At 36.9% G+C, this 23,147-nt stretch carries 23 protein-coding genes; 3 read left to right on the forward strand and 20 right to left on the reverse strand.

The features are described 5' to 3' along the window. Positions 1–3: 3 nt before the first annotated feature. The 4 genes from buk to COO03_RS08840 form a co-directional block, all read right to left on the reverse strand. Positions 4–1,107: a butyrate kinase gene (gene buk / locus COO03_RS08820; protein WP_097896815.1), complete on the reverse strand. Its 1,104-nt coding sequence runs from the start codon at positions 1,105–1,107 to the stop codon at positions 4–6. Positions 1,108–1,195: 88 nt separating this feature from the next. Continuing rightward, positions 1,196–2,296, reverse strand: coding sequence for a leucine dehydrogenase (locus tag COO03_RS08825; protein WP_097896816.1), 1,101 nt, complete (start codon positions 2,294–2,296; stop codon positions 1,196–1,198). 34 nt (positions 2,297–2,330) lie between these two features. Further along, a complete protein-coding gene (gene yqiS, locus COO03_RS08830; RefSeq protein ID WP_097896817.1) occupies positions 2,331–3,230 on the reverse strand; it encodes a phosphate butyryltransferase in 900 nt (299 codons plus the stop codon). A gap of 196 nt (positions 3,231–3,426) precedes the next feature. Further along, on the reverse strand, positions 3,427–5,499 hold the full coding sequence (locus COO03_RS08840; protein ID WP_097896818.1) for a sigma-54 interaction domain-containing protein: 2,073 nt from the start codon (positions 5,497–5,499) through the stop codon (positions 3,427–3,429). Between the two features lie 138 nt (positions 5,500–5,637). Between COO03_RS08840 and COO03_RS08845 the strand changes: the two genes are divergently transcribed. Continuing rightward, the gene (locus COO03_RS08845) at positions 5,638–5,871 is read left to right on the forward strand and encodes a DUF2627 domain-containing protein (protein ID WP_097896819.1); all 234 of its coding nucleotides are present in this window, start codon (positions 5,638–5,640) and stop codon (positions 5,869–5,871) included. A gap of 35 nt (positions 5,872–5,906) precedes the next feature. Here the strand turns inward: COO03_RS08845 and COO03_RS08850 are convergent, their stop codons facing one another. After that, positions 5,907–6,635 (reverse strand): glycerophosphodiester phosphodiesterase, encoded by a 729-nt coding sequence (locus COO03_RS08850; protein WP_097896820.1) that lies wholly within the window; start codon positions 6,633–6,635, stop codon positions 5,907–5,909. Between the two features lie 50 nt (positions 6,636–6,685). Between COO03_RS08850 and COO03_RS08855 the strand changes: the two genes are divergently transcribed. Continuing rightward, complete coding sequence (locus tag COO03_RS08855) at positions 6,686–6,832, forward strand: YycC family protein (RefSeq protein WP_042979757.1); 147 nt, start codon at positions 6,686–6,688, stop codon at positions 6,830–6,832. 347 nt (positions 6,833–7,179) lie between these two features. Here the strand turns inward: COO03_RS08855 and spo0A are convergent, their stop codons facing one another. From spo0A to accB, 14 genes are all read right to left on the reverse strand, one after another. Beyond that, entirely contained in the window at positions 7,180–7,974 is a 795-nt protein-coding gene (gene spo0A, locus COO03_RS08860) for a sporulation transcription factor Spo0A (protein WP_097896821.1), read from the reverse strand. A gap of 287 nt (positions 7,975–8,261) precedes the next feature. Next, positions 8,262–9,560: a SpoIVB peptidase gene (gene spoIVB / locus COO03_RS08870; protein WP_097896822.1), complete on the reverse strand. Its 1,299-nt coding sequence runs from the start codon at positions 9,558–9,560 to the stop codon at positions 8,262–8,264. 119 nt (positions 9,561–9,679) lie between these two features. Continuing rightward, positions 9,680–11,419 carry a DNA repair protein RecN gene (gene recN, locus COO03_RS08875; protein ID WP_097897057.1) on the reverse strand — a complete coding sequence of 580 codons (1,740 nt, stop codon included), beginning with the start codon at positions 11,417–11,419 and terminating at the stop codon, positions 9,680–9,682. Positions 11,420–11,669: 250 nt separating this feature from the next. Next, positions 11,670–12,119: an arginine repressor ArgR gene (argR, locus tag COO03_RS08880; RefSeq protein ID WP_001032579.1), complete on the reverse strand. Its 450-nt coding sequence runs from the start codon at positions 12,117–12,119 to the stop codon at positions 11,670–11,672. Positions 12,120–12,261: 142 nt separating this feature from the next. Further along, on the reverse strand, positions 12,262–13,101 hold the full coding sequence (locus COO03_RS08885; protein ID WP_097896823.1) for a TlyA family RNA methyltransferase: 840 nt from the start codon (positions 13,099–13,101) through the stop codon (positions 12,262–12,264). A 3-nt stretch (positions 13,102–13,104) separates the two neighbouring features. Beyond that, the gene (gene dxs, locus COO03_RS08890; protein ID WP_097896824.1) at positions 13,105–14,997 is read right to left on the reverse strand and encodes a 1-deoxy-D-xylulose-5-phosphate synthase; all 1,893 of its coding nucleotides are present in this window, start codon (positions 14,995–14,997) and stop codon (positions 13,105–13,107) included. Between the two features lie 348 nt (positions 14,998–15,345). Further along, entirely contained in the window at positions 15,346–16,239 is an 894-nt protein-coding gene (locus COO03_RS08895; RefSeq protein ID WP_097896825.1) for a polyprenyl synthetase family protein, read from the reverse strand. Next, entirely contained in the window at positions 16,239–16,469 is a 231-nt protein-coding gene (gene xseB, locus COO03_RS08900) for an exodeoxyribonuclease VII small subunit (protein WP_097896826.1), read from the reverse strand. The genes COO03_RS08895 and xseB overlap by 1 nt, the downstream gene beginning before the upstream one ends. Next, on the reverse strand, positions 16,459–17,817 hold the full coding sequence (gene xseA / locus COO03_RS08905) for an exodeoxyribonuclease VII large subunit (RefSeq protein ID WP_097896827.1): 1,359 nt from the start codon (positions 17,815–17,817) through the stop codon (positions 16,459–16,461). The genes xseB and xseA overlap by 11 nt, the downstream gene beginning before the upstream one ends. Before the next feature lie 26 nt (positions 17,818–17,843). After that, positions 17,844–18,704, reverse strand: a complete 861-nt coding sequence (folD, locus tag COO03_RS08910; protein WP_097896828.1) for a bifunctional methylenetetrahydrofolate dehydrogenase/methenyltetrahydrofolate cyclohydrolase FolD — start codon at positions 18,702–18,704, stop codon at positions 17,844–17,846. Between the two features lie 23 nt (positions 18,705–18,727). Next, the gene (gene nusB / locus COO03_RS08915; RefSeq protein ID WP_097896829.1) at positions 18,728–19,120 is read right to left on the reverse strand and encodes a N utilization substance protein NusB; all 393 of its coding nucleotides are present in this window, start codon (positions 19,118–19,120) and stop codon (positions 18,728–18,730) included. 344 nt (positions 19,121–19,464) lie between these two features. Next, entirely contained in the window at positions 19,465–19,857 is a 393-nt protein-coding gene (locus COO03_RS08920) for an Asp23/Gls24 family envelope stress response protein (protein ID WP_097896830.1), read from the reverse strand. 23 nt (positions 19,858–19,880) lie between these two features. Continuing rightward, a complete protein-coding gene (gene accC, locus COO03_RS08925) occupies positions 19,881–21,233 on the reverse strand; it encodes an acetyl-CoA carboxylase biotin carboxylase subunit (protein ID WP_097896831.1) in 1,353 nt (450 codons plus the stop codon). Positions 21,234–21,249: 16 nt separating this feature from the next. Further along, on the reverse strand, positions 21,250–21,735 hold the full coding sequence (gene accB, locus COO03_RS08930; RefSeq protein ID WP_097896832.1) for an acetyl-CoA carboxylase biotin carboxyl carrier protein: 486 nt from the start codon (positions 21,733–21,735) through the stop codon (positions 21,250–21,252). A 481-nt stretch (positions 21,736–22,216) separates the two neighbouring features. Between accB and COO03_RS08935 the strand changes: the two genes are divergently transcribed. After that, the gene (locus tag COO03_RS08935) at positions 22,217–22,414 is read left to right on the forward strand and encodes a DNA recombination protein RecO (protein WP_097896833.1); all 198 of its coding nucleotides are present in this window, start codon (positions 22,217–22,219) and stop codon (positions 22,412–22,414) included. A 38-nt stretch (positions 22,415–22,452) separates the two neighbouring features. On the opposite strand, the gene COO03_RS08940 is transcribed toward COO03_RS08935, so the two are convergent. After that, complete coding sequence (locus COO03_RS08940) at positions 22,453–23,142, reverse strand: SpoIIIAH-like family protein (protein WP_097896834.1); 690 nt, start codon at positions 23,140–23,142, stop codon at positions 22,453–22,455. Positions 23,143–23,147 lie beyond the last annotated feature (5 nt).

Consider the following 23,147-nt stretch of genomic DNA (forward strand, 5'->3'; position numbering starts at 1 on the left):
CTCTCAACCCCTAGCTACCGTTTCTTTTTCTCGTACAACATACTCTTTTGGAGCTTCTTCTTCTCGCAATATACGAAGTGCTCCTTCTGCTAATGCTTGTAATTCATCTTCTCCAGGATGCACAATGACATCTGCAATCCAATGCACACGCTCTTTTATTTCATCAACAAGAATCTTACTATACGCAAGTCCTCCCGTTAAAATGATAGCATCTATTTTCCCATGAAGAACAGTACTAGCTCCACCGATTTCTTTAGCGACTTGATATGCCATTGCTTTATAAATAAGAGTCGCCTCAGGATCGCCTTTCTCAACCATGTTTTCGACCTTAATTGCGTCGTTTGTACCAATGAGACTCACTAATCCACCTTGTCCAACAATCTTTTTCATCATTTCATCGCGGTAATAATCACCAGAGAAACACATTTCTATTAATTGACCAACTGGTACTGTTCCAGCACGCTCTGGACTAAATGGACCTTCTCCATTTAAACCATTATTTACATCAATGACTTTTCCATTTTTATGAGCACCAACTGTAATTCCGCCGCCCATATGGGCAATTAATAGATTTAAATCTTCATATTTGTGGCCTAGTTCTACTGCAACTTTACGCGCCACCGCTTTTTGGTTTAACGCATGAAAGATACTTTTTCGCTCCATACCCGAAATTCCGCTAATGCGAGCGATTGGCTCCATTTCATCCACAACAACTGGATCGACAATGAATGCTGGAATATTTAATCCAGAAGCAATTTCATACGCCAAAATACCTCCAAGGTTTGAAGCGTGATGGCCACTAAATCCATTTTTTAAATCTTCTAACATTGCTTCGTTCACTGTATACGTGCCGCCTTCAATCGGACGAAGTAATCCTCCGCGTCCGCAAACAGCATTTAATTTTGAAATATTGATGCCATGAGAATGTAGAACTTCCAAAATTGTTTCTTTTCGAAATTCATATTGATCAATAATTCGTTTGTATTTCCCAATTTTTTCTTCATCATGACGAATAGTTTCTTCTAAAACAGGCCTCTCGTTATCAAAAACACCTATTTTTGTGGATGTACTACCCGGATTAATAACAAGAATTCGATTTAAGGACAATGTTGCTACCTCCACCTATAAATTCAAAAGGCAGTGGAAACCTCATAAGAGGTAACCACAGCTTTTGTAGAAGTTGTATATGAAAGGATTAGCGACGGCTAATAATGTCATGACCGTTGCGTAAGTACGTGCTGCGAGTATTTTTTAAGCTTGCAATACGTTCTTCAGCTAGACGATCTGCTGCCACATAAGTTGGTACACCATCACGTTTTGAAATTTCAATTACTTTTGCAATTGTGTCATAAATAGACTCTACGCGTTTTAGTGCACGTTCTCTATTGTATCCATATAATTCATCCGCTACGTTAATTACGCCGCCTGCATTAATTACATAGTCTGGTGCGTATACAATACCCATTTCATGGATTGTATCACCGTGACGATCTTCTTTTAATTGGTTATTTGCAGAACCTGCGATTACTTTTGCTTTAAATTGTGGAATTGTTTCATCATTGATTGTTGCACCTAATGCACATGGTGCATAAATATCACACTCTACATCGTAAATTTCATTTGGCTCAACTGCTGTTGCACCGAATTCTTCTACTGCACGTTGTACCGCTTCTTTATTAATGTCTGTAACAATTAATTGCGCACCTTCAGCGTGTAAATGTTTACATAAGTGATACGCTACGTTACCAACACCTTGAACAGCAATTACTTTACCTTCTAAGCTATCTGTACCAAATGCTTCTTTTGCTGCTGCTTTCATACCACGGTAAACACCATATGCAGTTACTGGAGATGGGTTACCAGAAGAACCGAATGAAGGTGAAATACCTGTTACAAAGTCAGTTTCCTCATGGATAATATCCATATCATCAACTGTTGTACCAACATCTTCTGCAGTAATATAGCGACCGTTTAAACCTTGAATATAGCGTCCTAGTGCTCGGAACATTGCCTCGCTTTTATCTTTACGTGGATCGCCGATAATAACTGTTTTTGCACCACCTAGGTTTAAACCAGCTGCTGCATTTTTATATGTCATCCCTTTTGCAAGACGCAATGCATCTTCAATCGCCGCTTCTTCAGAATCATATGTCCACATTCTTGTTCCGCCAAGGGCTGGTCCAAGCGTTGTATCATGAATTGCAATGATTGCTTTTAATCCAGATTCTTTATCTTGACAAAATACTACTTGCTCATAATCATATTTTTCTAAGTATTCGAAGATTTCTAATGTCATTGTCATTTCCCCCTAATTGTTTTACCCTTTTGGTTTATTTAGAAGCAGTCGCAACTGCTAAAGCTAATGAATATACTTTTGTTTCTGCTGAATCAGCACGAGATGTTAACACAATTGGTGCCTTCGCGCCTGCAATCATCGCTCCTACATTTGCATTTGCAAAATAGACGAGTGATTTATATAGCACGTTTCCAGCTTCAATCGTTGGGACGAGTAAAATGTCTGCCTTACCTGCTACATCACTTACTATGCCTTTATGCTCTGCTGCAATTTGTGATACAGCATTATCTAAAGCAAGCGGCCCATCAACAATACAATCTTTAATTTGTCCGCGGCGATTCATTTGTGTTAACATCGCTGCATCAATTGTTGCTTGCATTGCTGGATTAATAACTTCTACCGCTGCAATCGGAGCTACTTTTGGCAATTCAATTCCTATTGCCCGGGCAACTTCCACAGTATTTTGTATAATGGCAGCTTTTTGTCCTACATCAGGTGCAATATTCATCGCTGCATCTGTGACAAAAATAAAGCGATCATAATTTGGAACTTCAAACGCTGCAACATGTGAAAGTACACCGCCCTTACGAAGCCCCCACTCTTTATTTAACACTGCTTTTAAAATACTTGCTGTTGGGATGTTCCCTTTCATAAGTACATCCGCTTCACCATTTCTTACAGCTTTAACAGAAAGTTCCGCAGCTTCGCTACTTGATGTTGCCGCAATCACTTGGATATGTTCTGAAGCTTGTAAGTCATGCTCTTGTAGCATACCCATAATTTTTTCTTGATTTCCATATAGACGAAATTGAGCTAACTGTAATTGAATTGCTTTCGCTACTGCTTCAATTACTTCATGATCTTCAGCTACTGCTACAGCCACAGTTTTATTCGGCTGTCCTGCTACTCGATCAATTAGTTGTTTTAACTTCATATTTTGTAATCAACCCTTTCCGTCGTCCCTCGTCTATTCTAATAAGCAAATACCGTGCCAACTTTTCAAAGTGGTCATACCAATTATGAAAACGCATACAAAACACGATAAAATCAGTACTTTATAAAGCTGCGGAATATTCTGTCTTAAATTGTCACCTTTTGTATACCATGCAATAAATTGCACGGTACGCAATTTATTGCATGCTATTTTTTGCACAATCAAACTTCTCTAACTTGTAATATAAATTTCGAACCGAAATCCCTAAAGCTTTTGCTGTTTTTGTTTTATTCCCTTCAAATTTCTCTAAATATTCATGAATGATATTCCCTTCAAATTCCGCGACCAAATGATCCAGAGATTTTTCTTCTAATTCTGGTAGTAAACTGCTTACTTTTAAATCCATCTGATCTTCTTTATGTAAAGGAGGTAAATGATGTACATCAATATACACTTCGTTATAATTCATAAAAATAATAGCCCGCCCCAAAATATTCTCAAGTTCCCTAACATTTCCCGGCCAATCATACGATTGCAAGTACTCAATCGCAGATTTCGTTAATCCTTCTACATTACGACCGTAATCTTGGTTAATTTTTTGAATCAATCGTTCTGATATAACAGCAATATCCTCTTTCCGTTGACGAAGAGATGGAATTTGAATCGGAATTTTATTTAGGCGATAATATAAGTCTTCTCGAAATTCCCCTTTCAAAATTGCTTTTTCTAAATTTACATGTGTCGCTGCAATAACTCGGACGTTAATAGGAATTGCTTTCGTTCCCCCTACTTTTACAATTTCTTTCTCTTGTAGTACACGTAGTAACTTCGCTTGCGTACTGGCAGATAACTCACCAATCTCATCTAAAAAAATGCTCCCATTGTTCGCTTCCTCAAAGAATCCGCGTTTACCGCCTCTTCTCGCGCCAGAAAACGCACCTTCTTCATAACCGAATAATTCACTTTCTAATAAATTTTCAGAGATAGCAGCACAGTTTACCCGAACAAACTTATTGTATTTTCGATTGCTCCCATTATGAATAGCGTGCGCAAATAACTCTTTACCAGTCCCTGACTCTCCACGAAGCAATACTGTCGCTGGTGTATTCGCTCCGAGTTTCGCTTGTTCTATTGCCGCCATCGTTTCATCAGATGTTCCTACAATATCATCAAAAGAATATTTCGCTTCTAGCGTCCGAATAATTTGTCGCGCCCGATTTAATTCATGCGTTAACTTCCGAATTTCTGACACATCACGAATAACACCAACACTTCCCTTCAATATGCCATCCACAATAACCGGCGCGACATTTACAATAACATCACGTTTTTTCTGACCAATTTTCATATGAATTCCTCGCACTGCCCTACGCGTCCGAAGTACTTTCATATGCATGCTTTCACCCTCTACGATATCAGTCGTCGCAGGTTTCCCAATAATGTCATCCTCTGAAAGACCAGTTAATTTCGTGTAAGCAGGGTTTATAACAAGACCTCTTCCCTTCTCATCTACAACAGAAATCGCTTCCTCAGACGAATGAATAATCGCTTCCAGTAAAGTTTGAATTTCTTTTAGATCCGTAACTTCTTCTGCTAAATCTACAACTTCCGTAATATCTTTAAAGATTGCAAACGCCCCTTGAACCTCTCCATCTTCTTTTAAGATAGGAATCCGCGTTGTAATAATCTTCTTTCCATTTTCCAATGTAAGTTCCTGATTTATTTCCACTTGCTTCGTTCGCACAATCCGAAGTAACTTACTCGTTGGAATAACTTCTAAAATATATTTCCCTATTGCTTCTCCTGTTTTATAGCCCGTCATTCGCGCTGCACTTTTATTAAACAACTTTATAGTTCCATCTTTATCAACAACAATCATACCGTCATGTGTAGAATTTAAGATTAAATCTCCTTGCTGCGTTTGTTCTTTCAGCTTTTCAATTAAATCTTCTTTCTCATACGCCAATTTCGTAACAATTTTCGCAATATCCCCTGGTATAAGAAGTGTATTTTCATGTTTTTTCGCTAAGAGAACTTTATGTAAATGATAATCACCCGTCATATCAAACATCACATCAAGATTTGCTTCAAGAAACGGCGTTATATCATCTCCAGTTGCAATATTTTGTTCTTTTGCAAGCTGCAATCCCTCTGCCTTTGGGTTTATATCAATTATCCCTATAATTTTAAATATATTTGAACTTTGCAACAAACTAAGAAGCGCACTTCCACCTTCGCCCGCCCCAATAATTAATACCTTTTGTTTCATACATTGCACTTCCTCTCGAAGTATCTCTGCAAATTTTTTCACACCTTTATCTTACTCGTTCAGCAACTTCTTGACAAATCACCTTTCCATATCACATCATTTAATATATACAAAATTATCTGAAAAGGAGCGTTATCTATGCAGCGTTACCTTGCCCTTCTACTAGCACTTATTCCTATTTCATTAGCCGTGCTAGGTATCAAATTAATGAGAGATACTGTATTCGGCATTCTTTTCTCTCCAATCCCTGTATTATGGCTACAATTTTTGATTGGTGCATTCTGCTTTGCAATCGGTTTTTATATCTTTGGGGGCTTCGTTTTACATCGTGATCGGAAACGAAATAAAGTACAAGCCCGATTCAAAAGATAAAAAACAAAAAAATGAGGCCTCTCTTATGAAAGGTCTCATTTTTTTACTTGTAATAACGCTCTAGCTGTTTCCGGGTAATCAGTAATAATAGCTGATATATTCATATCAAAATACTTACGTATAACTGTTTCATCATTAATTGTATACGGCCGGACATCCACTCCGCACTCCATTGTTAGTTCTGCAATTGCATCTTGAAGATAGCGATAGTTCGGATGAACCCCAGTAGCCCCCATTTTTTGCGCATATGCCCACGGGCTATGTAACCCTTCTCGATATAAAATGGCTGTCTGAATATCTGGCGCCATCATATGGCACTTTTTCATACTATAATGATTAAACGAAGAGAAAATCACTCGTTCTTCCAAATTAAACTTCCGCACAAGAGTAATCACTTCTTCTTCTAAACCTCGATATGGAATTTTATTATTTTTTAATTCAATATTGAGCAATAATTGATTGGACTGTAACCACTCCAACACTTCTTCTAATAAAGGAATATGGCAAAAGCCTACTTTTTCACCAAACTTATAACTCGCATCTAACTTCCGCAAATCTTCATACAAATAATTCCGGACTTCACCTTTTCCATTTGTTGTCCGGTTAACCGTTTCATCATGAATCACAACAATTTTTCCATCCTTCGTTAATTGAACATCTAATTCAATCCCGTCTGCTTGAAAAGATTCCGCAGCTTCGAATGAAATCATTGTATTTTCCGGATACGTCCCCGCCGCACCGCGGTGTGCAAATATAAGAGTCATCCTCACTCCCCCATTCTTATGCTATACTATACGAAAAAGGAGGTACTTCTATGAGACCATTACAAATTTCTCCGGACACTGCAATTCGCCTATCAAAAGCTCTAGGTGTTCCACTTGAACAGCTTATGCATATGCCACAACATATTTTAATTCAAAAATTAGTTGAATTAGAAAAACAAAATAAAGATGAAGAATAATATAGTCCTGTTTTGCAGGGCTTTTTATTATCCTCAATTTATTCCCTTTTTAATTCATTTTATCACTGAGCAATTTCACTTAAATTGGCAATGTTAAAGCCAGTAAGATATTCTCTCCATACTCCTTTTTCTATTTTCTAAAAAGATACCTCTCTTTCCCCTCTTATTTCCAGAAAAACACAATAAAAACCTCCTACCTATCAGATTAAACTCTTCAATCCAATAAATAAAAGGTTTTAAAATTAGCTACCAATTCAATTACGTATGTACTTTATTGCCTGCATACGTAATTCGTTGACTATTGCATTTTGGTATGAAATACGCTTAACACCCTGCTATATCAACATTTACGAAGCCTTATGTTCAAGCCTTAACTTATCCGCAACCATTGCGATGAACTCAGAATTCGTAGGTTTTGCTTTTGACATGGATACTGTATAACCAAATAAGGACGAGATAGAATCAATATTCCCACGGCTCCACGCTACTTCAATCGCATGGCGAATTGCACGTTCTACACGGCTTGCTGTTGTATTATATTTTTTTGCGATATCTGGGTATAATACTTTCGTAATAGACCCAAGTAGTTCGATATCATTGTATACCATAGAAATCGCCTCTCGTAAATACATGTATCCTTTAATATGAGCAGGTACACCAATTTCGTGAATAATGCTTGTAATACTTGCATCTAGATTCTTCGGTTTTCCATCTACTGTTGTTGCTGATCGGAAAGATGGTAGTGGACGTTTAATTGTAGCATTCGTTTTACCACTTACTTGACGAATATGGCTCGTTAAATTCTCCATATCAAATGGTTTTAATATGAAATAAGAAGCACCTAAATCAACTGCTTTTTTTGTCACATCTTCTTGTCCAAATGCTGTTAACATAATGACATTTGGTTGTTTTAATCGTTCGATATGTCGCATTTTCTCTAATACTGCTAGCCCATCTAAATGTGGCATAATAATATCTAAAACGAGTACATCAGGTTGTTTTTCTTTTAATAAGTTTAAACACTCTTGGCCATTATAAGCAGTACCAATTACCTCCATATCATCCTGAGCAGCAACATAACTTTCTAACATTGATACCAACTCTTTATTATCATCCACAAGACATACTTTAATTTTCTCCACAGCTTTTCCTCCCTTACCGAATCGATTCTCCCGACATGTGTAAGCTTCTAGGCTACATGAATTGTTCGACAATTGTGTGAAATTTCCCTTTTAAAGTTTCTTAATTTCCGATAAAATCACAAAAAAATATGTTTATCGTTCATTTATTTTCTTTCGTACTACATTCCATCATAGAATTACAACGAAACGTTCACTCTTTTCTTTTATTTTACAACAAAAAACAGCTCTTGCGGAACTTTTACAAAATTCCAACGAATTTCTCAATAAAAAAAGCAAGCTGACATGCATCAGCTTGCTTTTTTCTCTTGCTCATAAATGTTAATTCCTGCCTCGTGTAACATCCATTCAATATGAACACCATATCCTGAAGTTGGATCATTCACAAACACATGTGTGACTGCACCAATTACTTTTCCATCTTGAACAATCGGACTGCCACTCATCCCTTGCACAATACCGCCTGTTTTCGCTAACAAGCGCTTGTCTGTAACTTTTATAACCATTCCTTTTGTAGCTGGGAACTTTTGTGGTACTGTACTTACAATTTCAATATCAAATGCTTCTACTTTATCTTGATCGATTACTGTTAATATTTTTGCTGGCCCTTCTTTTACTTGATGAGATAACGCAATCGGCATTTCTTTATCCATGATTCCATTTTTCATATTCGTATTTAATTTACCAAAAATACCGAATGGACTATTCGTTGTAATATTACCAATTACTTCACGATCTGGTGAAAATCTTGCTAATTTTTCTCCTGGATTTCCATGACTACCGCGTTCAATAGAAGTAACCGTTGAACGCATAATTTGTCCGTCTTCCACTTGAATTGGTTTTTTTGTATCATTATCAGAAATAACATGGCCAAGGGCTCCATATTTCATAGAATCTGGATGAACAAAAGTCATCGTTCCAATACCAGCTGCCGAATCACGAATATATAAACCAATTCGATAAGACGACTCGCCACTATCTTTTTGAGGTGTTAGCTTTGCTCGAATATACTTACCATCTCTTAATAAAACAAGATTAAGTGGTTCACCTGTTTCTCCACTATCATGAATAAACGGTGCTACATCACTCATTCTTTCAATTATTTTTCCATTAATTTCAGTAATCATATCTCCAACTTGTACACCAGCTACTTCTCCTGGAGATATTTTCCCTCTTTCGGTTTGAATTAAATGATGCCCTACAACAAGTACACCTTTCGTATTCAACTTCACTCCGATGGATTGTCCACCTGGGATCACTTTAAAATCTTTTAATACTTTGACATTTACTTTTTTTACCGGAAAACCAGCGAGTTGAAAAACCATATCTGCTTCACCGTTTTGATGCGAATTTACCATAAGCCCTTGCACTTCTTTATCTGAACTTACTGTAAAAACATTATGATTTGTAGATGCAGCCTGAAAAACTGGTAATGATGCTATTTCTGATTGTTGTCCTTCAAAAATAACGAGTTGCTTTGGGGATGAAATAAACGTACGCAGCGGTTTAAAACATCCGATAAAAACTAACGAAACAAGGAGACAAATCCCTATTATTTTTCGGAATCGTTCTAATTTCAATTCGTTCACTCTCCTCGCTCCTACCCCACATTCAGCCTCTTTGGCTTCATCTTTTAATTTCTCCTTGCAACGCTTTGTTTATAACCGGAAGAATTAAGAAATCATCATTTGAACAAAAAAGCTATCCATTATTGGATAGCCTCTGCTGCCTGTTTAAAATGATGCGCTTGTGTAAGTAACTCTTTTGCATGCTCTGTCGTCAAATCGGTAATTTCCACGCCAGAGATCATGCGAGCAATTTCTGTTACCTTATCATCTGTGCTTAATACAGTAACTGATGTAATCGTCCGATCATTCGCAACTTGTTTACGGATAAATAAATGTGAATCCGCCATCGAAGCTACTTGAGGTAAGTGCGTAATACAAAGTACTTGTGAGTTTACTGATACACGATAAATCTTTTCTGCGATTGCTTGTGCAACCCGGCCACTCACGCCTGTATCCACCTCATCAAAAATGACAGATGCAACACCTTGATGCTTAGAAAAAATGCTCTTTAAAGCTAGAATAATACGAGACAATTCTCCGCCAGAAGCCACTTTTGAAAGTTGTTTTAACGGTTCCCCTGGATTTGTTGAAATATAAAATTCCACCTGATCATATCCATCTACTGTAAGTTTCACCGGCGTTCCTTCTACAAGAGGATCTTCTGTGTTGCCTTCTCTTTTCGTAATTCTCACTTCAAATTTCGTTTTTTCCATGTACAGCTCTTTTAATTCCTGATGGATTGCACTTGTTAAGTGATCCGCAAGTCCATGGCGCATATCGCTTAACAACGTTGCTTCTTTCAAAATTACGCTTTCTAATTCTTTTAATTCCTTTTTCGTCGTTTCAATATGCACATCTTTATTTTCAATCGTAAATATTTCTTGCTCTATTTTATCAGCATACGCTAAAATCTCTTCTACAGTATTTCCATACTTTCTCTTTAGCATACGAATTTCATTTAAACGTGTTTCAATTTCATCTAAACGATTTGGATCATATTCCATCATATCTAACTTTTCTCGAAGCTGATAGGCTACTTCTTCTAACAAATAATAACTATTCGCAATCGAATCGTGATTTTCTTGATATGCCTCATCTAGATGCGTAATACTCTCCATTTGTCCCATTGCGTTTCGTACATGATCCAGCCCTTGACCATCTGCACTTAGGGAACGATATGCATCACCTAGAGCTTTATAAATCTTTTCGAAATTGGAGATTTTTAATCGTTCTTCGGTTAATTCATTTTCTTCATCTACTTTCAAATCCGCTTTACGAATTTCTTCGTGCTGGAATTGAATTAAATCTAATCGATGCGCCATCTGCTGTTCATTCTCTGTTAAAGATTTAAGTTGTTTTTTTAACTGCTCATACTTAGCGTATACACTTTGATATATTTCTAACTGATTCACAATTCGATCTCCATCAAAATGATCGAGCATAAATAAATGACGTTCCTCATTCATTAAATCCTGCGTTTCATGCTGTCCATGAATATCAACCAGTGTTTTTCCAATTTCTTTTAATATACTTAATGTGACAAGCTTACCATTTACACGGCATACACTTTTTCCATTTGCAGCAATGTCACGTTTTAAAATCATCATGCCATCTTCAATTTCAATATCCAATTCTTCAGCTTTCGCAATACATGGATGTTTGTCATCCTCTACATAAAATAACCCCTCGATTTCAGCCTTCTCTGTCCCATATCGAACAAATTCTGCTGAACCGCGGCCACCAACTAGTAAGCTAATTGCATCAATAATAATTGACTTTCCGGCCCCTGTTTCACCACTTAAAACAGTTAAACCTTTTTGAAAAGAAATATTTAATGATTCAATAATAGCAAAGTTTCTAATCGATAATTCCGATAACAATGCTCCATTCACCTCGTTATAAACTAATCCCCTATTAAGGGCTTTCATTGAGTATTACTCAAATAGTTATACTATATATATAGTATGTATAATTTAATCTTCTAGCCCGCTCCATTGTACCAAACATTTGTTTTACGGGTCAATCCATCTATTTCCTAACCTTATTCTAAGTAAATACTATTTTTCCCATAATAAAAAATATCTTGTTTACTTTCCGCTTTTGGCAAAAAGGTAAACAAGATTCTTTTTGTTACAACATATTTAAGAAACGATCTGATACAACACCTGTATCTTCAGGCGTACGGCAAATAATTAAGCAAGTATCATCACCGCAAATGGTTCCAATAATCTCATCCCACTCTAAATGATCAATAAGTGCTCCAAGCGCATGCGCGTTACCAGGCAATGTTTTTAGCACAAGCATATGTCCTGCTGTGTCTAATTTCACAAACGAATCGACTAGATTACGTTTTAATTTTTGCAACGGATTAAATCGTTGATCTGCTGGCAAGCTATATTTATAGCGGCCATCATGTAATGGCACTTTCACTAAGTGCAATTCCTTAATGTCACGTGATACAGTTGCTTGCGTTACATTAAACCCTTCATTACGTAAAATATCAACTAATTCATCTTGTGTTTCAATTTCTTTATTCGCGATAATTTCTCTGATTTTAATATGGCGCTGACCTTTATTCATACATTTGCACCTCACACTATCTCTTACCATAGTTTAAACATTGGTATACTTCACTTATTTATGTTAACGTATAATCGTTTACTTGTACACAATTGTTTTTACAATCATTATACAATTCCAGCAAAAAGAGGAACAACAAATGTTATTCCCCTTTCCCTTTTTGCTTTAAGACTCCGTGTGCTTCCGCAACAACCTGTTCTACAGAAATTAGAGAATGATTTTCGCCACTTTCACGTTCACCATGCCATTTTAGATGAATTAAAAATTCAATATTTCCATCTCCACCTGTAATTGGAGAGAATGTTAAACCTTCCACATCATATCCTTCTTTTATAGCAAAGTCGACAATCATCTCTACAACAGCCTCATGTACTTTCGGATCACGAACAATTCCCTTCTTCCCAACTTGCTCTCGCCCAGCTTCAAATTGCGGCTTAATTAATGCTGCAACATCACCATTTGGAGTAAGAATCGTTTTTAAAACTGGAAGAATGAGTTTTAATGATATAAACGAAACATCAATGCTCGCAAATTGCGGTAATCCGCGTTCTAAATCTGCCGGTGTTACGTAACGGAAATTCGTACGTTCCATAACAACAACGCGCTCATCTTGGCGAAGCTTCCATGCCAATTGATTGTATCCTACATCTAAAGCATAAGATAACTTCGCTCCATTTTGCAGTGCGCAATCTGTAAAACCACCAGTTGATGAACCTATATCTAACATAATTTTATCTTGTAAATCAAGGTGAAAAGTCTCTAATGCCTTCTCTAATTTATAGCCACCACGGCTCACATATGGCATGACTTGTCCTTTTACCGTAATTGGTGTATCTTGTGGAATTTTTTCCCCTGGCTTATCGAGTCTCATTTCATTTGCATATACAAGCCCCGCCATAACAGCGCGCTTTGCCTTCTCACGCGTTTCTATAAGCCCTCGTTCTACTAATAGTACATCTACTCTTTCTTTTTTTACACTCATTTGTTACGCCCTTTTTTGTTTTGATGGAATCATTGTATGAATCCGATCTACAACAGCATCTGTTGTCAAACCGATTTCTTCTAACAGCTTTGTAACGCTACCATGCTCAATAAACTGATCAGGAATACCCATTCGCTCAATTAAAGCACTATGATATCCGTGATCAGTAGCAAATTCAACTACTCCTGTTCCAAATCCACCGATTAAGCAAGCTTCTTCAATTGTTAAAATCGGCATATTTTTACCTAAGAGTTCATGTAAATACGTTTCATCCATTGGCTTAATAAAGCGAGCATTCACTACTTTCACTGAAACACCAGCTTTCTCAAGGCGCTCCGCTGCTTCCATTGCCATTGGAATTGTTGTACCAAACGTTAAAATTGCCGCTTGTGTACCTTCTTTTAATGTCTCCCATGTGCCAATAGGGATAGCTTGCAATTCTTCATCCATGTGAACTCCAAGTCCATTTCCACGTGGATAACGTAGTGCAATTGGTCCATCTTCATATTGCAGTGCTGTATATACTAAATGTTGACCTTCATTTTCATCTTTTGGCATCATAAGCACTATATTTGGCAAGTGACGTAAAAACGCAATGTCAAATACACCTTGATGCGTTTCACCATCTGCTCCAACTAAACCTGAACGATCTATTCCAATGAAAACATTTAAATTTTGACGACATATATCATGAACAACTTGGTCATATGCCCGTTGTAAAAATGTTGAATAAATCGCTAAGAACGGCTTCATTCCTTGCGTTGCCATTCCCGCTGCCATCGTTGTTGCATGTTGCTCAGCAATCCCTACATCAATCATTCGATCTGGAAACTCTTGTTGAAACTTTTCAAGCTTAGAACCAACCGGCATCGCTGGGGTAATCGCAACGATACGCTCGTCCGTTCTTGCCAGCTTACGAACCGTTTCACTTACAACAGAACTCCATGCTGGTGCAACTTCTTTCGGTTTCACAAAATCTCCTGATTCAATTTTATACGGACCTGTTCCATGCCAAGTTCCAATGACGTCACTCTCAGCTGGTTTATAACCTTTTCCTTTTTTCGTAATGATATGAACTAGGACCGGCCCTTTTGTTTTCTTTGCATATTGCAACGTTTCAAATAGTTTTTCATAATCATGTCCGTCAACTGGACCTAAATACGTAAAACCTAATTCTTCGAAAAAGACACCTGATACTAGTAAATATTTTAAGCTATCTTTTATCTTTTCAGCTGTCGCTGCAACTTTCCCGCCAACTGCTGGAATCTTCTTAAGCAAATACTCTAGTTCATCTTTCACCCACTTGTATTTCCCAGCAGTGCGTAAGCGACCCAGTACATTATGAAGCGCTCCAACATTCGGTGCAATCGACATTTCATTATCATTAAGAATAACAATCATATCTGTTTTTTCATGCCCGATATGGTTTAATGCTTCTAAAGCCATTCCGCCCGTTAAAGCACCATCCCCTATGATTGGTATAACATATTCTTTCGTTTTCTTTAAATCACGTGCCAAAGCCATTCCCATCGCGGCAGATAATGATGTTGAACTGTGACCTGTTTCCCATACGTCATGTTCACTCTCACAGCGTTTTGGGAAACCACACAACCCTTTATACTGTCTTAATGTACCAAACTCTTTTGCACGGCCTGTTAAAATTTTATGTACATAGGATTGATGTCCTACATCCCATAAAAATTTATCTTTTGGACTATCAAATAGTTTATGCAGAGCAATTGTGAGTTCTACTACACCTAAGTTAGGAGCAATATGTCCACCTGTTTGAGAGAGCTCTTCAATTAAAAACTTACGAATATCCTCACTCAATTCCTCTAGTTCACTGATAGACATATCTTTCAAAAAACTAGGGTTTTGAATTTGCGTTAGATCCACATGGATCACTCACTTTCATTTCATAATCTGTCAACATGTCAAATGTTATAAAAAATATTTACACAATACAAGAAATTCTTCATTATCTTTTCTATTATTTTTATCTTGTCCTGTTTCAGCAAATACTTCCATTTTTCTTTACGAGACATCTATTTTCTATAAAAATGTAACTGACTTACCATATCATAAATCATGTTGTCTTGTGCGATGAAAAAAGAGCCGCTAACACAAAGTGATAACGGCAATGTAATCTAGATATATTTTTGCCAATAACAAGAAAAGAAAAACCTTTTTCTACATTTATACCACAAAATGATGAATGACTCAACAAATGAAAACGCTGTTATACTAGTTATTACGCTTTGCGATTAAATCACAGATGGATAGTAAATATTCATCTTGTAATTGTAAAGATGCTATCGCATCTTTTGCTTTGACAATTGTTTCTTCTAGGATATCTTTTGCCTCGTCTATAGCACATAACGTTGTATATGTACTTTTTTCATTTGAAGCATCACTACCAATTGGTTTTCCAATCTCTTCTTCTGTACCCTCTACATCTAAAATATCATCTCTAATTTGAAAAGCTAGACCGATATATTTTGCAAATGCGAGCAGTTTTTCTTCTTGTTCTCGTGTAGCCCCTGCAAGCATAGCTCCTGCAAGCACAGCAAATTCTAATAATCGGCCTGTTTTGTGTTTATGAATATATTCTAATTCACTAAGCGTGAGCTGCTTCCCTTCCGCTTCCATATCCGCTACTTGTCCAGCAACCATTCCTTCTGGTCCCGCTGCTTTTGCAAGTTCAAATGCAAGTCGCAATTTTGTTTCTGCAGAAATTTCTTCGTGATGGTATGCTGTGACTACTTGAAACGCATACGTTAACAAGCCATCTCCTGCTAAAACAGCCATCGCTTCACCAAATACTTTATGATTTGTTGGCTTTCCGCGTCTTAAATCATCATCATCCATACATGGTAAATCATCATGAATTAATGAATACGTATGAATCATTTCAAGAGCACAAGCTGCTCCTACTCCAAGATCTCTTTCTTTTCCGAATGCTTGCAATGTTGCAAATAAAAGTAACGGGCGGAGACGCTTTCCACCCGCTTCCAATGAATATGCCATCGCTTCACGAAGTACATTTGGACATTGTAATTCATTTGCATAGCGGACAAGCTGCTCTTCTACAAAAATTTTACTTTCTTTTACAAAAGTATCAAAAGCTACATATGCCACTACGCTTCATCTCCTAAAGCAGTAAATGGTGCGAGTTCTCCATCTTCCCCTAGGATAACTGCCATTTGTTCTTGTACATCTTTCAATTTCTCATCACAGAGCTTAGACAACTCCATACCTTCTTTAAAGTATGAAATTGCTTCTTCTAAAGGAACATCACCTTGTTCAAGCTTAGAAACGAGATGTTCAAGCTGCGAAATCGCTTCTTCAAAGCTTAATTTATTTTCCATTATTCAATTCACGCTCCTCTATGCCCGATACGTTACAATCTAATATTCCATCTTGTAATTGTACTGAAACTGCATCTCCAAGGCCGACATCTTTCACGCTTTTTAACACTTGTTTCTTCTCACTATACACAAGCCCATAACCTCTCATCATGACTTTAAGCGGACTTAATGCTTCTAGTTTTTGAGCTGTCCTTACAAATGCAAACTCTTTCGTTTGCATTAATGTTTGCATTTCACGTTGCAATTGCTTTTGCAGTGTTTCTATCGTTGTCTTAGTTTGTGAAATTTTTTGAGAAGGATGATGCTTCTCTAAGTAAAATGAAAGTTGCTTTAATTGGTTTACCTTTTTCTCTATATAACGCTCTTTTGCTAAAACAAGCTGTTCAAGAGCACGGTCTAACTGTTCTTCCTTTTGTTCATACACTTGCCTTGGGTAACGGAACGCGTACGATTTTTGTAATACTTGTAATCGTTCTTGTTTTTTATGTAGCATCTCTCGCATAGCTCTTTGTAAGCGAAGGGTTCTTTGTAACACCTTCTCTTGTAACTCAAGAATATTCGGTACTGCAAGTTCTGCCGCTGCAGTTGGCGTTGGTGCACGTAAATCCGCTACAAAATCAGCTATCGTAAAGTCTGTTTCATGTCCAACAGCTGAGATGATTGGAATCTCACTTACAAAAATTGCCCGCGCAACCATTTCCTCATTAAAGGCCCATAATTCTTCAATCGAGCCACCCCCACGCCCAACAATTAATACATCTATATCAGCCATCTCATTTGCTTCACGAATCGCTTGTACAATCGAGGGAGCTGCTGACTCCCCTTGTACAAGTACCGGAAATACAATCACATTTCCGATTGGATAACGACGTTTAATCGTTGTTATAATATCTCGAATCGCCGCTCCTGTTGGTGATGTAATGACACCAATTGTTTTGGCATATGGAGGAATCGGTTGTTTATAAACTTGAGAAAACAACCCTTCTTCCTCTAATCGAACCTTTAATTGCTCATAAGCTAAATGCAGATTCCCGACACCATCAGGCTGCATATCATGAACATAAATTTGATAGGAACCACTCGCCTCATAGACAGAAATCTTGCCTTTTACGAGTACTTTCATTCCATTTTCTGGTCTGAACTTTATATTGCGATTATGACCCGCAAACATAACCGCTGCTATTCGTGCATTTTCATCTTTCAATGTGAAGTACATATGGCCACGGCTATGATATTTAAAGTTTGAAATTTCTCCTTTTAACCAAACAGACTGCAAATGCGGGTCATACTCTATTTTTGTTTTCATATAGCGTGTTAATGCTGTAACGGTTAAATATTGTTTTTCCATTTCTCTCTCCTCATAGCCGATTCAAATTATTTACAAACTACTCCTGCGCGTTTTGCAGATTCAACCGTATTATGAAGGAGCATTGTAATTGTCATTGGACCGACTCCTTTTGGTACTGGTGTGATGTATCCTGCAATATCCAGTACATTTTCAAAGTCAACATCACCGCATAATTTCCCTGTATCTAAACGATTGACACCAACATCAATTACAACTGCACCTTCTTTTATATAGTCAGCCGTTACCATTTTCGGTCTTCCAACAGCTACAATTAAAATATCAGCTAACTTTGATAATTCTTTTATATTTTTTGTTTTGGAGTGACAGTATGTTACAGTCGCATTTTCATTTAGAAATAGCTGTCCCACTGGTTTCCCAACTATGTTACTTCGTCCAATTACAACAACGTGTTTTCCAGAAATATCAAGATTTGTTTCTTTTACTAATTCTACAATGCCGTGTGGTGTACATGGCAGAAATGTATCTTGCCCCGTCATCATACGACCAATGCTGATGGGATGAAATCCATCTACATCCTTTTCAGGTGAAATTCTTTCAATGATAGCTTTCTCTTCAATATGTTTTGGTAAAGGTAATTGTACTAATATTCCATTAATACGGTTATCCTCATTTAAGCGATCAATCTCAGCAAGCAAACGCTCTTCTGTAATTGTCTCTGGAAACTCAATTAGCTCTGAATAGATCCCAACTTGTTCACAGCCTTTTTCTTTTCCCTTTACATAAGAACGAGATGCTGGATCTTCGCCAACTAAAATAACTGCTAATCCTGGGACAATTCCTTGCTCTTTCAACTTCACAACTTCTTCTTTTAATTGTGTTCGTTTTTTCTCCGCAACTTCATTTCCTTTGATGATTACTGCTACCATTTTAAGATTCCCCCTTAAAGAAATTACAGTGTATCTTTTATATTAGATAAAACGCCGTTAATAAAACGACGAGATTCCTCATCCCCAAATGTTTTAGCAATTTCAATTGCTTCGTTAATTGTTACATTGTGTGGAATTTCTTCCATGTACTTCATTTCATACACAGCTAAACGTAAAATACTGCGATCCACAACACTGATACGTTCTAACTTCCACTTTTTTAAATTTTGACGAATCGCTTCATCAATTGCTTCTTTATGTTCTACAAAACCAACAACAAGTGACTCTAAAAATTCATTTGTTTCTTCGCCTTCTTCTAGCGTATTTTCCACCGCTACTTTTGGCTCTAATTCTCCAGTAATATCCATTTGATATAATGCTTGCATGGCTCTTTCTCTAGCCGTCCTACGTTTCATTGTAACTCTCCTTTATACTTCAAGTCTTTCCTTATGTTTTGTTATATTATTATAATTTATAAGCCGTCAATTTACTTACTCTTGCAGTTTTCATTGATTTTTCAACCTTATAATACAATGATAATAACACAATTTATCGTTTCACACACGGGTTACAAGGCTGAAAAATAACAAAAAGATTAACTTCAAGTTCCATACCCTATCACAATGTACGTTTTTTGGAAAAACATATCATCTTTCTTTATATTTCATACTTTTTAAAATAGTATAACAATTAAGAAGTCTTATGCATGAAGGGATGAAACGAGAAAAAAGGTGCCTGTTTCACGAGGCACCTTTCATTCTTACACTGGCTCGATTTCTGTTTTTTGTGTTTCGAATGTTACGCCAACGATGTGAACATTCACTTCTTTCGGCTCAAGACCTGTCATTGTAAAGAGCGCTTGGCGAATATTATCTTGAATCTTTTGTGCAACAACTGGAATTGCCACACCGAAGTACATAATCACATAAACGTCAACGATGATATCTTCGCTTGCTAATTCAACCTTTACACCTTTACCATGATTTTTCTTTCCTAACTTTTCAACAACATCTGTAGCAAAATTGCCACGCATTGCCGCTACACCATCTACTTCAGCAGCTGCGATGCCTGCAATTACTTCAATTACTTCCGGTGCAATTTCTACTTTTCCAAGAGTTGTATCTTGACCCATATCTAACATATGTTCAGCCATGAAAAAAACCTCCTTTAAATGTATCACTGCGTCACAAGTTCATGTTCTTCCAAAAATTTCGTATTAAATTCACCTTTTACAAAATCAGGATGATCTAGCAATTGTAAATGGAACGGTATTGTCGTATGTACGCCGTCAATGACAAATTCACTAAGCGCTCGCTTCATTTTTGCAATTGCCTCTTCACGTGTTTTTCCATGAACAATTAATTTTGCAACCATCGAATCATAGTACGGTGGAATTGAATAGCCTGGATAAACAGCTGAATCGACGCGAATACCAAATCCTCCTGGTGGTAAATACATTTCCACTTTACCTGGGGATGGCATAAATTTTTTGGCAGGGTTTTCCGCATTAATTCGACATTCAATTGCCCAACCATTAAATTGTACTTCTTCTTGCTGTAACGATAACTTTTCTCCAGAAGCAACGCGAATTTGCTCTTTAATTAAATCCATTCCTGTTACCATCTCAGTAACCGGATGTTCTACTTGAATTCGCGTGTTCATTTCCATAAAGTAAAAGCTTTTCGTTTTATATTCATAAATAAACTCAACCGTACCAGCACCTGTATAATCGACCGCTACCGCTGCTTTCACTGCCGCTTCACCCATTTGTTTGCGAATGTTCGCATCAAGTGCAGGCGAAGGACTTTCTTCTAGTAGTTTTTGCAAACGGCGCTGAATTGTACAATCGCGCTCTCCTAAATGAATGGCATTTCCATGTGCATCTGCCATTATTTGAATCTCAACATGGCGGAAATCTTCAACGTACTTTTCTAAGTATACACCAGGGTTTCCAAAAGCGGTACTAGCTTCTTGCTGTGTAATTTGAATTCCCTTTACAAGTTCCTCTTCATGACGTGCAACACGAATTCCTTTTCCGCCGCCGCCTGCAGTCGCTTTAATGATAACAGGATATCCAATTTCATTCGCAAGCTCAATCGCTTCTTCCGTATTTTTGATAATCCCTTGTGAACCTGGTACAATCGGAACCCCTGCTTCTTTCATTGTATCACGAGCAACGTCTTTTGTGCCCATCTTTGAAATAGCTTCTGGACTTGGTCCGATAAAAATCAAATTACATTCACGGCATAGTTCTGCAAAATCTGCATTTTCTGCTAAAAATCCATATCCAGGATGAATTGCATCACAACCCGTTAGTTTTGCAACGCTTATAATGTTCGTCAAATTTAAATAGCTTTCTTTTGAAATCGTTGGCCCAACGCAATACGCTTCATCTGCAATTTGCACATGAAGTGATTCTTTGTCTGCTTCTGAATAAATAGCAACTGTTTCAATATTCATCTCTTTACAAGCACGAATAATTCGTACAGCAATTTCCCCACGATTGGCGATTAATACTTTTTTTATCATCACAAAGACTCCCTTATTACGCTTTTACAAGAAATAGCGGTTGTCCGTACTCAACAAGTTGTCCGTTGTTAACAAGAATTTCAACAATTTCTCCCTCTACATCTGCATCAATCTCATTAAACAACTTCATCGCTTCAACAATGCATACAATAGAATCTTTTGATACTCGATCTCCAACACTTACATATGGAGGTACATCAGGTGAAGAAGAAGCATAGAATGTTCCTACCATTGGCGATGTGATTTTATGTAAATTCTCATCTTGAACTGCTTTCTTCTCTTCCTGCTTCGGTGCTTCTACACGAGCTGGAGCTACCGCTGTTTCAATTTCTACAGCTTGTGTTTGTACTGCTTGCTTTGCTACTGGAGCTTGCACAGAAACTACTTCATTACCACGTTTTTTCATTTTAATGGTTGTACCATCTTTTTTGTATTCAAATTCATCAATATTAGAGCTATCAATTAATTTAATTAATTCACGAACTTCTTGAATTTTAAACATATAAAATCCACTCCCATACACTTGTTTGTCTCGTTTTTACAGATACACAGCATATAGAAAACTGTATTGACTGTAAAAATACGATGCACTCTACTAGAAAGGCCATTTCTATAATCCTTACTAATAAAAATATTTACTATTCCTATCTTACGATAAATAGTCTTAACATTCCAACTCTATATTTCTTTATGATAAATCGAAACTCCTGTAAAAATATTATTCCACCGAATAGTTTATCACCTAGTAATAATACCAAGTTTCACACAAAATTGGCAAGACCACTTCCTAAAAAACATATTTCTCTTTCTTTGAAATGTATAATGTAAAGCTTGTATTTACCATCCTCATTTTATGCTATTCATTTAAACAAACATATTTTTACCAAATATTATTTTTTTGTTTACAAGCCGTTCATTCTTCCTTCACATAAGAATAGTATGTTCAAAGTGAACGAAAATATAGTGTAGCGAGGTGTGGAAATATGATATGGCTCATTCTATTCCTACCAGCTGTCATCATTTGGTTTGTTGTTCTCTTTATCCACCTGAAATCCGGGAAAAGTAATCACCATTACCACGAACCCTTAATTTTTTACTCTCAGCGCATTTCTCCATTCCCAATTGAAAACATCCAAAACGACTATAAAAATGAACTAGAAAAAAGCTATCGAAAACGATAGCTTTTTTCTAGTATTCTTGCTGCATAATGGGCTTCATCTTACTTAACCGGATCAAATTTAACACCTACATCTTTAGATCCAGCTTCACTTCGCACAAGTTGGATAATTTTATTTGCCTCTTTCTGTGAATGCTTTGCCGCTTTTACAGTTACCTTAATATCATTTCCTTCAGCTCTTACAAGTGCGTCTTTGTAACCACCTTGAGATTTAATAACCGTTTCAAGCAACCCTTCTTTTGTTTGCATTGTATTGATTGCATCAAAATCCGCTTTTGCCTTACTAATTTCCTCAGCTGAAGATTTTGTTGATTTCATCACATCTTGCAACTTTTCTTTCTCTGCACTACGTTGATCCTCCATTTGCATACGTAAAGCTGTGAAGTTCTCATCGCTTGATTGAACTGTTACATTACTTTCTTTTTTGCTCGCTTCTTTGTTACTTGTTTCTTTGTTACTTGTTTCTTTGTTACTTGTTTCTTTGCTACTTGTTCCTTTGTTGCCACTGTCCTTTTTATCTGTTTCTTTATTTGCAGTTTCTTTTTTACCAGCTTCATTATTTGAAGTTTCTTTTGTAGTTTCTTTTTCAGTTCCTTGCTTTTCTTGTCCCATCTTTTCGCTCGCTGTCGGCGTTACATTATTCATTTTCTCTGGTGTTGTTACATAGTAAACAGATAGCACAACAACTAAACTTAACATCGTTAATAACCAAACTGTTTGTTTTTTCAACACTTTAT

It is taken from the genome of Bacillus sp. AFS098217 (assembly GCF_002551815.1).
In the GTDB taxonomy this organism is placed as follows: Bacteria; Bacillota; Bacilli; order Bacillales; family Bacillaceae_G; genus Bacillus_A.

Coding starts and splice junctions, on each gene's coding strand:
- COO03_RS08825 (WP_097896816.1), bottom strand. CDS start 2,296: ATGACATTAGAAATCTTCGAATACTTAGAAAAATATGATTATGAGCAA.
- yqiS (WP_097896817.1), bottom strand. CDS start 3,230: ATGAAGTTAAAACAACTAATTGATCGAGTAGCAGGACAGCCGAATAAA.
- COO03_RS08840 (WP_097896818.1), bottom strand. CDS start 5,499: ATGAAACAAAAGGTATTAATTATTGGGGCGGGCGAAGGTGGAAGTGCG.
- COO03_RS08845 (WP_097896819.1), top strand. CDS start 5,638: ATGCAGCGTTACCTTGCCCTTCTACTAGCACTTATTCCTATTTCATTA.
- COO03_RS08850 (WP_097896820.1), bottom strand. CDS start 6,635: ATGACTCTTATATTTGCACACCGCGGTGCGGCGGGGACGTATCCGGAA.
- COO03_RS08855 (WP_042979757.1), top strand. CDS start 6,686: ATGAGACCATTACAAATTTCTCCGGACACTGCAATTCGCCTATCAAAA.
- argR (WP_001032579.1), bottom strand. CDS start 12,119: ATGAATAAAGGTCAGCGCCATATTAAAATCAGAGAAATTATCGCGAAT.
- COO03_RS08885 (WP_097896823.1), bottom strand. CDS start 13,101: ATGAGTGTAAAAAAAGAAAGAGTAGATGTACTATTAGTAGAACGAGGG.
- xseB (WP_097896826.1), bottom strand. CDS start 16,469: ATGGAAAATAAATTAAGCTTTGAAGAAGCGATTTCGCAGCTTGAACAT.
- xseA (WP_097896827.1), bottom strand. CDS start 17,817: ATGGAAAAACAATATTTAACCGTTACAGCATTAACACGCTATATGAAA.
- folD (WP_097896828.1), bottom strand. CDS start 18,704: ATGGTAGCAGTAATCATCAAAGGAAATGAAGTTGCGGAGAAAAAACGA.
- nusB (WP_097896829.1), bottom strand. CDS start 19,120: ATGAAACGTAGGACGGCTAGAGAAAGAGCCATGCAAGCATTATATCAA.
- COO03_RS08920 (WP_097896830.1), bottom strand. CDS start 19,857: ATGGCTGAACATATGTTAGATATGGGTCAAGATACAACTCTTGGAAAA.
- accC (WP_097896831.1), bottom strand. CDS start 21,233: ATGATAAAAAAAGTATTAATCGCCAATCGTGGGGAAATTGCTGTACGA.
- accB (WP_097896832.1), bottom strand. CDS start 21,735: ATGTTTAAAATTCAAGAAGTTCGTGAATTAATTAAATTAATTGATAGC.
- COO03_RS08935 (WP_097896833.1), top strand. CDS start 22,217: ATGATATGGCTCATTCTATTCCTACCAGCTGTCATCATTTGGTTTGTT.